6 protein-coding genes and 1 pseudogene are annotated in these 8,823 nt (G+C 59.8%); 3 read left to right on the forward strand and 4 right to left on the reverse strand.

All coding sequences use genetic code 11. The features are described 5' to 3' along the window. Nucleotides 1-15: 15 nt before the first annotated feature. Nucleotides 16-444 (reverse strand): division/cell wall cluster transcriptional repressor MraZ, encoded by a 429-nt coding sequence (gene mraZ, locus SB753_RS31580; protein ID WP_027802334.1) that lies wholly within the window; start codon nucleotides 442-444, stop codon nucleotides 16-18. 430 nt (nucleotides 445-874) lie between these two features. Continuing rightward, on the reverse strand, nucleotides 875-1,513 hold the full coding sequence (gene coq7, locus SB753_RS31585; protein WP_408174622.1) for a 2-polyprenyl-3-methyl-6-methoxy-1,4-benzoquinone monooxygenase: 639 nt from the start codon (nucleotides 1,511-1,513) through the stop codon (nucleotides 875-877). Nucleotides 1,514-1,815: 302 nt separating this feature from the next. Between coq7 and SB753_RS31590 the strand changes: the two genes are divergently transcribed. Continuing rightward, the gene (locus tag SB753_RS31590) at nucleotides 1,816-2,991 is read left to right on the forward strand and encodes a porin (protein WP_087751755.1); all 1,176 of its coding nucleotides are present in this window, start codon (nucleotides 1,816-1,818) and stop codon (nucleotides 2,989-2,991) included. A gap of 198 nt (nucleotides 2,992-3,189) precedes the next feature. On the opposite strand, the gene SB753_RS31595 is transcribed toward SB753_RS31590, so the two are convergent. Together SB753_RS31595 and SB753_RS31600 are read right to left on the reverse strand one after the other, a co-directional pair. Continuing rightward, the gene (locus tag SB753_RS31595) at nucleotides 3,190-4,863 is read right to left on the reverse strand and encodes a long-chain fatty acid--CoA ligase (RefSeq protein ID WP_410803745.1); all 1,674 of its coding nucleotides are present in this window, start codon (nucleotides 4,861-4,863) and stop codon (nucleotides 3,190-3,192) included. A 154-nt stretch (nucleotides 4,864-5,017) separates the two neighbouring features. Further along, entirely contained in the window at nucleotides 5,018-7,096 is a 2,079-nt protein-coding gene (locus tag SB753_RS31600) for a molybdopterin-dependent oxidoreductase (protein ID WP_410803747.1), read from the reverse strand. A gap of 182 nt (nucleotides 7,097-7,278) precedes the next feature. Here SB753_RS31600 and SB753_RS31605 point away from each other — a divergent pair, with 182 nt between their 5' ends. Together SB753_RS31605 and SB753_RS31610 are read left to right on the forward strand one after the other, a co-directional pair. Beyond that, nucleotides 7,279-8,487, forward strand: coding sequence for a M20 aminoacylase family protein (locus tag SB753_RS31605; RefSeq protein WP_410803749.1), 1,209 nt, complete (start codon nucleotides 7,279-7,281; stop codon nucleotides 8,485-8,487). A gap of 31 nt (nucleotides 8,488-8,518) precedes the next feature. Then, nucleotides 8,519-8,680 (forward strand): annotated as a pseudogene (locus SB753_RS31610) (lipocalin family protein); the annotation flags it as partial. Between the last annotated feature and the right edge of the window lie 143 nt (nucleotides 8,681-8,823).

Raw genomic sequence — 8,823 nt, forward strand, 5'->3', positions numbered from 1 at the left:
ATATGTACGCCGCGATCAGAACGTGAAATTCTTTAACGCTTCGGGCATGCCCTCGGCGATCGCCGCCTGTTCCTTCGCGGCGTAAATCTGTGCGTCCCACAACTCGAAGTGGCGGCCCATGCCGAGCAGCGTCACTTCTTTTTCCAGCGTGCCGGCCGCGCGCAATTCGGGCGACACGAGCACGCGGCCCGCGCCGTCCATGTCCACGTCCATTGCGTTGCCGAGAAAAATGCGCTTCCACCAGGCGGCGTTCATGGGCAGCTTGTCGACTTTGTCGCGGAAGATTTCCCATTCCGGGCGCGGAAAGAGCAACAGGCAGCCGTCCGGGTGCTTGGTGATCGTCACCCGGCCCTCTGCCTGTGTTTGCAGCGCATCCCGATAGCGGGACGGAATTGACATCCGTCCTTTCGCATCGAGAGTCAGCGCCGACGCCCCTTGGAACACTTAGCTCTCCCTCTTGACCGGCGCTTTTGCGCCGGCTGCCCGATTCGTAAAAATCTACCCGAAACCGCGTGTCAGATCACACAAAAATACACTTTCTCACACTGTCTCCCACTTTAGAGGAACGCTAAACGGGGGTCAAGGGAGACGGACGGTTTTTCAGCGAAATTTGTTTGTTAGAACAAGGACTTAGCGCGACTCGTTCATGTCAGACATAACACGGAAAATCGTTATAAATGAAAGAGCTACTGCGGCTTCTGAAGGTGATACGTGAAAAGTACGAGGGAAAGGCGCGGACCGTAAGCGATCGCGGCAGGCGGCTGGAAGGTGTGAGGCGGGGATTCGGGGATCGAGCACGGACGACGCCTTGGGCGTCGTCCCACTTACGGTAATTTGAGGCGGTTGCGGGGAGAAAACCGACGTCTGCTGTCTCTTATATGTAGTAGGCGGTACGGGTCATCACTTTGGACATTGCACGCATCAACGCGCGCGCCGGGAATGGCAGCTCGATGCCGCCAGCGTCCATGGCGGCCTTGCCGTGCTCGGCCTCATCGGCCCGCATCTGGTCGACAATGGCGCGCGACTCACGGTCGGCGGCAGGCAAACGGTCCATGTGGCTATCCAGATGCTGTTCGACCTGGCGCTCCGTCTCCGCCATGAAGCCGAGACTGACGCGGTCGCCCAGACGTCCAGCTGCAAGGCCGATAGCGAGGGCGCCTGCATACCAGACCGGATTCAGCAGACTCGGGCGCGAGTCCAGTGCATCGAGACGCTTGGCCGTCCATGCGAGGTGATCTTCTTCTTCGACGGCGGCCCGATCGAACACGGTCCGCAGCGATGGCGACCTCGTCGCGAGCTTCTGCGCCTGGTAGAGCGCCTGTGCGCAGACTTCGCCCACGTGGTTCACGCGCATGAGACCTGCGGAGTGGGCGCGCTCGGCCGGCGACAGTTCGGGCACCTCTGCGTGTGCAGCCGATTCTTGCGGAACCGGCAACGGACGACTCATGCGCGAGACGCCAGTCATTGAGCGTAAACCCCGATCAAATTCAGTAATCAACTCGTCCAGAAACATTCGGCACTCCCTGATTTCACAACCGGCTCCCCACTCTGCGCTGCCCATGCAGCAAGCCTTTGCGGAGAAAAACGCAGTCTCCGGCGAGGCCGGATTCGGCCTTCGGAGACATCAAAATTTCAATTTTAGATCATGTTGCGTAAACGAAACAGGAGCCTTCCGGACGCCGTCCTTTTTCTTTGTGCCATGTAGCCGTTTTGTTACATTACGTGCAACTTCTCGCGAAGTTGGACAAGCAAGGCCTCAACGCTACATAAATATTCGCCTTGTACAAAAGATTCGTAATCCTTGGAGATCATTCGATGAAAAAGTCGCTTCTCGCTCTCGCAGCACTGGGCGCATTCGCAGGCGTCGCACATGCTCAGAGCAGCGTGACCCTGTACGGTATCATTGACGAAGGCTTCAACATCAACACCAACGCTGGTGGCAAGCACCTGTACAACCTGTCCAGCGGTGTTATGCAAGGCTCGCGTTTCGGCCTGCGCGGCACGGAAGATCTGGGCGGCGGTCTGAAGGCGCTGTTCGTGTTGGAAAACGGCTTTGACGTGAACAACGGCAAGCTGGGTCAAGGCGGCCTGATGTTCGGTCGTCAAGCATACGTCGGTCTGTCGAGCCAGTTCGGCACCGTCACGCTGGGTCGCCAGTACGACTCCGTCGTCGACTACGTTGGTCCGCTGGAAGCCGGCGACCAGTGGGGCGGCTACATCGCTGCTCACCCGGGCGACATCGACAACTTCAACAACGCATACCGTACGAACAACACGGTCAAGTACACGAGCGTGGATTACGGCGGCCTGAAGTTCGGCGGCACGTACAGCTTCGGCGGCATTGCTGGCAACGTTACTTCGAACCAGATCTGGTCGTTGGGCGCTGGCTACAACAACGGTCCGCTGGTCTTGGGCGTCGGTTACTTGAACGCACGTACGCCGGCAGCTTCGGGCGGCCTGTTCAACAACGGCGGCACGACGACGACTGCGGCTGCCTTCGCAGCGACTGCTTCGCCGGTCTACGCTGGCTACACGTCGGCTAACACGTACCAGGTTATCGGTGCAGGCGGTGCATACACGTTCGGCGCGGCAACGGTCGGCCTGACGTACTCGAACATCCGCTTCGCGAACCTGGGCGCTTCGTTTGCATCGCCGTTCAAGGGTCAGTCGGTTACGTTCAACAACGCTGAAATCAACTTCAAGTACCAGTTGACCCCGGCATTGCTGGTCGGCGCGGCATACGACTACACGCGCGGCGCGGACATCGCAGGTGCATCGCGCGCTCAGTACCACCAAGGCGCGATTGGCGTGGACTACTTCCTGTCCAAGCGTACCGACGTCTACGTGATGGGTGTGTACCAGCACGCTCTGGGTGACACGCTGACCGCTGCCGGTGGTGTGGCTCGGGCAACGGCAAGCATCAACGGCCTGTCGGGCTCGCAGAACCAGAACCAACTCGCAGCTCGCGTCGGCATCCGCCACAAGTTCTAATAAGTCGTAAATACGCAGTTTTGCCTCAAAGGCGCCTTCGGGCGCCTTTTTTTATGGGTCCGGCGAGCCGCGATGCTTGCCGGCTTTGCGTTTGCGACAGCACAAACAAAAAGCCCGGCAGACTGTCCGTCTGTCGGGCTTTCTGGTCTTGCTACCGGAACTCATTGAGAGCCCCTGATCTACATTAGTGCCTTACGTTCATGCACGCCCGTCGCGTAGCTCGCGGCGCAAGATCTTGCCGACATTGCTCTTCGGTAGCTCGGTGCGGAATTCGACGATCTTCGGCCGCTTGTAGCCAGTCAGCTGCTGCTTGCAGTAGGCGAAGATATCCGCGTCGGTGAGCGCGTCATCCTTCCTGACAACGAACAGCTTAACGGCCTCACCTGAATGCTGGTCGGGAACGCCGACCGCAGCCACCTCGAACACGCCGGGCAGCCTGGCCACTACGTCCTCGATCTCGTTCGGATAAACGTTGAAGCCCGAAACCAGAATCATGTCCTTCTTGCGGTCGACGATCTTCACAAAGCCCTGCTCGTTCATGAAGCCAACATCGCCCGATCTGAAGAAGCCGTCCGACGTCATGACCTTGGCTGTTTCGTCTGGCCGGTTCCAATAGCCGGCCATGACCTGCGGGCCGCGAATGCAAATTTCGCCGGGCTGCCCAAGTGGGACCTCGTTGCCCTCGTCGTCCCGAATCGAGACTTCGGTCGACGGCAGCGGCAAACCGATCGTGCCGCTATATTCCGTTATCGTCACCGGGTTGCAAGTCACACACGGCGACGTCTCCGACAAACCATAGCCCTCGATAATGGGCGTATGCGTGTTCTCGAACCATCGTTTCGCGACCGCTTCCTGAACCGCCATTCCACCACCGTTGGCTGCGATCAGTTTGGAAAAGTCGAGCTTGTGGAAGTCCGGGTTGTTCAACAGCGCGTTGTACAGCGTGTTGACTGCAGGGATCGTCGTGATCGCATAGCCTTGCAAGGCTTTGATCATCCCAGAGATATCACGCGGGTTCGGGATCAGAACGCCCAAACCGCCCGTTCGAATGGTCAGCAGCCCACACACCGTCAGCGCGAAGACGTGATAAAGCGGCAGCGCCACAACGGTGATGAACTGCTCGATGTCCGTACGATCCGTGCGAACCGGGTTGAGCCAGATTTCCGATTGCAGCACGTTGGCAATCAGATTCCGGTGCAGCAGTGTCGCGCCCTTGGCCACGCCTGTGGTGCCGCCGGTGTACTGCAGGAACGCGACGTCGTCCGGGCCCTGCTGAACGGGTTTGAAAGTCTGCCGCTCGCCTTCCGCAATTGCAGTGTTGAATTTGACGTGGCCCGGCAAACTCCAGGCCGGCACCATTTTCTTCACCTGACGCACGACGAAGTTCACAACCGCGCCTTTGACGCCCATCAGATCGCCCATTGCCGCGACCACGATATGCTTCACCGCGGTATTGCGCACAACTGCCTGCAAAGTTACCGCGAAGTTTTCGAGCGAGACGATTGCTTCCGCGCCGCTATCCTTCAACTGATGCTCGAGCTCACGCGGCGTATAGAGCGGGTTAACGTTCACGACCACGTAACCCGCGCGCAAGATGGCTGCGATCGCCACCGGATACTGGAGCACGTTCGGCATCATGATCGCGACGCGAGCGCCGCGCGCAAGACCCTTCGACTGAAACCAGGCGGCCAGCTTGCGCGAAAGCGCGTCCAGCTCGCCGTAGCTGATCTCTTTTCCCATGCAGACGAATGCAGGCTTGTCGCGGTGCTCGCGAAACGCCTCTTCGAGCAGTTCCGCAACGGACGAATAGCGGGTTGGGTCAATCTCTGCGGGAACGCCGGGCGGGTAAGATTTCAGCCAGATTTTATCCATGCAGCGTCTCCTTCTTTATTTTCGAATGGTCGTGCTAAAAACGCATCGTAGCATGGGCACCCCTGCGGTAATGGCGAGTGACGGCGTGGTTAGACTGCTGCCTCGAACCTTCCGAGGCTTCGGCGGCGCGGCTTGGCTGTGTGGAAGAAGATCGTCAGACGCGCTCGACCTGGACCAGACAGTCGTAGAAGGTCGCGGATCCACCGAGATCGGTCAGCGCCTGGCTCGTGACCTGATTTGCGTTGCGGCCATCGGGCGCCAGTTTCTTCCACCAGATCGACAGGCCGACCACGAGGCCTTGACGCGCCCGGTCGGTGACACGGGCGCGCGCCTGCATTGAGCCGCGGTCGTTGAAGATACGCACCTGGTCACCGTCGACGATATCCCGCGATCCCGCGTCTGCCGGGTGAATGTCGAGATGCGGCTCACCTTCGGTAGACCGCAGGCTTTCAACGTTGACGAAGGTGCTGTTCAGGAAGTTGCGCGCGGGCGGCGAGATCATCGCAAGCGGGTAGCGAGCGGCGAGTTCGGGCGCCGACTCCGCGGATTCATACGGCGGCACGTAATCCGGAAGCGGATCGAGCCCCTGCTGCGCGAGCCGTTCACTGTAGAACTCGCACTTGCCCGAGGGCGTGCGAAAGCCGCCTTCGGCAAAGGGCGCATCGGGGAGGTTCAGCTTTGCCCAACCGACCCGTTTGAGCGATTCCCAATCGACGCCTTCGAGCGTCTTGTCTTGCCAACGCAAGGCGCTGCGCGCAACGGTTTCGTCGCTTTCGAACAGCGACGGCTCATCCAGCCCCATCTGCCGGGCGAGGCCGCGAAAGATTTCAGTATTGGGACGTGCGTCGCCTACAGGAGGAATTGCCGGCAAGTTCACCATGACGTGCGTGTGGCCGTACGACTTGTGCACGTCGAGGTGCTCCAGTTGCGTGGTGGCCGGCAGGAGCAAATCCGCATAGTCGGCGGTGTCGGTCTGGAAGTGCTCGAGCACGATCGTGAAGAGGTCCTCGCGCGCGAATCCTGCAGCGACGCGTTCAGAATCAGGTGCAACGGCAACAGGATTCGAGTTATAGACGATGATCGCCTCGATTTTCGGGCCGAATGTCGCGTCGCCCGGATGCAGCAACGCGTCGCCGATTGCGTTCATATTGATTACGCGGCTGGGCCTGGTCGGCCAGCCGGGCATCAGGTCGGGACGCTGCAATGCATGCGTGTCGACCGGCGCCCACCCGGACGACGACAACAAGGCGCCGCCTGCCCGCTCGCGCCACGCGCCGGTCAGCGACGGCAGGCACGCAATCGCGCGCACGGCATTGCCGCCGCCGCGCACTCTTTGCAGACCATAGTTCAGGCGAATCGCAGCCTTTTTCGTGCTGCCGTAAAGGCGCGCCAGGTCGACGATAACCTGCTCATCGATGCCGCAAATCTCGGCGACGCGTGACGGCGAATACCCGAGCGCCCGCGCTTTCAGCTCATCGAAGCCCAGTGTGTGCGCCGCGATGTAAGCGTGATCGAGCAGATCTTCGGAGATCAGCACGTTCATCATGCCGAGAGCGAGTGCGCCGTCGGTCCCGGGTTTCAGCACAATGTGTTGATGGCACTTCTCGGCGGTCAGCGAGCGATACGGGTCGATCGCAATGAGCCGGGCGCCTTGGCGCTTGGCCTGCTGCGCACGCGTCCAGAAGTGCAGGTTCGACGCGATGGGATTCGAGCCCCAGATCAGGATGACCTCGCTTTCGTCGAAAAACTCCGTGAGCATGCCGATGCCCGCGCCGTACGTATATTTCAAGCCCGCGGCACCGGCCGCTGCGCAGATCGTCCGATCCAGCTGCGATGCGCCGAGCTTATGAAAGAAACGTTGAGCGATGCTGTCGCCTTGCACCAGGCCCATGGTGCCGGCGTAGCTGTATGGCAGGATCGCCTCGGGCGCCCGCTGCGCTATCTCCGACAGATGCTTCGCGCCCAGTTCAAACGCCTCACTCCAGCTGATGGGTTCGAAATGCCCCTCGCCTTTGCGGCCAATGCGCTTCATCGGCGTTGTCAGACGATGCGGATGGTGAACTCGCTCTGCATACCGACTGACTTTGGTACACAACGCGCCTTGGGTTGGCGGATGGTCTGGGTCGCCGACCACTTTAATCGCCCGACCAGCCTCGACTGTCACACGCATCGCGCAGGTGTCGGGGCAGTCGTGTGGGCAAACTGCGCGAGCGAATTCAGTCGGAGCGTTCATGGGGTAACCATTCAGGGGACGGGAAGTGTGGCGTAACGCCGGATTTTATTACGTCCGTCGGCGCTTGCCTGCATGCTGCCGCCAAAAAGGCTTCGGCGTAGAATCGTTAGCACTGCGTCCGGGCGCAACTCGCCCGAGCGATTCCTTGCAAGTCAAAAGCTAAAGCGCATCGGCACTCTATTATGAAACTGATCCCCGAAATTCAAGCTGCTCACGGAGAAATACAGAGTCTTCGACGAACGATCCATGCTCACCCTGAACTGCGTTACGAAGAGACTGCGACAGCTGATCTCGTCGCCAAGACGCTTGAGTCATGGGGCATAGAAACTCACCGTGGATTGGGAAAGACAGGCGTAGTTGGCATCCTCAAACGCGGAAACAGTACACGTTCTGTCGGTCTGCGCGCCGACATGGATGCGTTGCCAATCCAGGAACTGAACAGCTTCGAACACAAATCGAAAAACGACGGGAAAATGCACGCGTGCGGCCATGACGGCCACACAGCAATGCTGCTCGGCGCGGCGCGACATCTTGCGAAACACGGTGAGTTCGACGGCACCATCGTATTCATTTTCCAGCCTGCCGAAGAAGGCGGCGCGGGTGCGCAAGCGATGATCGACGACGGATTATTCGAGAAATTTCCGGTCGACGCCGTGTTCGGCATTCACAACTGGCCAGGCATGCCTGCTGGTAAATTTGGCGTGACTGAAGGTCCGATTATGGCCTCCAGCAATGAGTTTCGTATCGAGATCAAAGGCGTCGGCTCGCACGCAGCGCTACCGCACAATGGCCGTGACCCGGTCTTTACCGCCGTGCAGATCGCTAACGGATTGCAGAGCATCATCACGCGAAACAAGAAGCCGCTTGATACGGCCGTGCTCTCGATCACCCAGATTCACGCCGGCGATGCGGTCAACGTCGTTCCTAACGATGCCTGGCTCGCGGGCACAGTGCGCACGTTCACGACAGAAACGCTCGACTTGATCGAAGCGCGCATGCGCAAAATCGTTGAAAGCACGGCAGAGGCCTACGATTGCTCGGCTGAAGTGCACTTTCACCGGAACTACCCGCCCACGATCAACAGCGGTGACGAAGCGCGATTTGCTGCGGCCGTTATGAAGGAAATCGTCGGTGCAGAGAACGTCGACGATTCCGTGGAGCCCACGATGGGTGCGGAGGACTTTTCCTTCATGTTGCTGGCGAAGCCAGGGTGTTACGCGTTTCTTGGTAACGGCGACGGCGGCCACCGTGATGCGGGCCACGGTGCGGGCCCGTGCATGCTGCACAACGCCAGCTACGACTTCAACGATGACTTGCTTCCTATCGGCTCCACGTACTGGGTGCGACTGGCGCAGCGCTTTCTGGCGGGGAACGATACGACAGATCGATGAAGTTTGGATGGCACGTTGCGCTGGCGTGCTCGTAGATCCGCTGATGGACGTCCGGGAACTGGACTCGCGACAGTCTACCGGCGCGGTGTACTGGGAGGGCGCGGTGCGCGTGAGCCGCGATGGCGTGGATCTCGGGCGGGCTTATCTGGAGCTGACCGGTTACGCGGATGCACTGCGGATCGGCAGGCAGTGAGGCTGTAAGGTGGCCTCGCTGTTTTACCGCCACGTTTTACCACCGCGTAAACGCAGAAACCCCACCTTTGTGGGGTGGGGTTTCTGATGCTGCTGGGGAGCCTGACGATTACCTACTTTCACACGGGCAATCCGCACTATCAT

The sequence above is a fragment of the Paraburkholderia sp. SIMBA_053 genome (genome assembly GCF_046534895.1).
Classification (GTDB): domain Bacteria; phylum Pseudomonadota; class Gammaproteobacteria; order Burkholderiales; family Burkholderiaceae; genus Paraburkholderia; species Paraburkholderia caledonica.

Coding starts and splice junctions, on each gene's coding strand:
- coq7 (WP_408174622.1), bottom strand. CDS start 1,513: ATGTTTCTGGACGAGTTGATTACTGAATTTGATCGGGGTTTACGCTCA.
- SB753_RS31590 (WP_087751755.1), top strand. CDS start 1,816: ATGAAAAAGTCGCTTCTCGCTCTCGCAGCACTGGGCGCATTCGCAGGC.
- SB753_RS31595 (WP_410803745.1), bottom strand. CDS start 4,863: ATGGATAAAATCTGGCTGAAATCTTACCCGCCCGGCGTTCCCGCAGAG.
- SB753_RS31600 (WP_410803747.1), bottom strand. CDS start 7,096: ATGAACGCTCCGACTGAATTCGCTCGCGCAGTTTGCCCACACGACTGC.
- SB753_RS31605 (WP_410803749.1), top strand. CDS start 7,279: ATGAAACTGATCCCCGAAATTCAAGCTGCTCACGGAGAAATACAGAGT.